Raw genomic sequence first — 433 nt, 5'->3', positions numbered from 1 at the left:
TCTTTAGAGTAACGTTGGTTTTTTCTGCTCATTATTAGCTCCTTCTGATGCCATTCTATTTCAGGAAGGAGTGTCCGTTAAACTCAGGCTACCTCAGGGAACAGAGTAAAACGCAAGCCAACCATGAAAAAAGCAGTATGTCCCGCGTTTACAGTTGGGGGTATGAGCGAGGGTACGTGAAGGCTAACCCATGTGCAGGTGTAAGTAAATTCAAGGCCAAAAACCGCGAACGATATGTAACCGACAAAGAATACCAGGCAGTATTAAGCGTTGCACCTCTTCCTGTTTTTATCGCAATGGAAATTGCCTATCTGTGTGCAGCGAGGGTTTCCGATGTGGGTAATGACTCCAACTTACTGATAGTGTTTTATGTTCAGATAATGCCCGATGACCTTGTCATGCAGCTCCACCGATTTTGAGAACGACAGTGACT

Annotated in this window: 1 protein-coding gene and 1 pseudogene; one reads left to right on the top strand and one right to left on the bottom strand. The window is 44.8% G+C overall.

What is annotated here, in order from left to right:
- Positions 1-98 precede the first annotated feature (98 nt).
- Positions 99-338: pseudogene (locus BFF42_RS28430) on the top strand (tyrosine-type recombinase/integrase); the annotation flags it as partial.
- Between the two features lie 15 nt (positions 339-353).
- On the opposite strand, the gene BFF42_RS20850 reads toward BFF42_RS28430, so the two are convergent.
- A complete protein-coding gene (locus tag BFF42_RS20850; RefSeq protein WP_003032489.1) occupies positions 354-410 on the bottom strand; it encodes an IS1 family transposase in 57 nt (18 codons plus the stop codon).
- Between the last annotated feature and the right edge of the window lie 23 nt (positions 411-433).

The sequence above is a fragment of the Shigella sp. FC1661 genome (assembly GCF_001712525.1).
Lineage (GTDB): Bacteria > Pseudomonadota > Gammaproteobacteria > Enterobacterales > Enterobacteriaceae > Escherichia > Escherichia coli.
The sequence above is the reverse complement of the archived record's forward strand: the minus strand, read 5'-3'. Positions and strand labels throughout refer to the sequence as shown.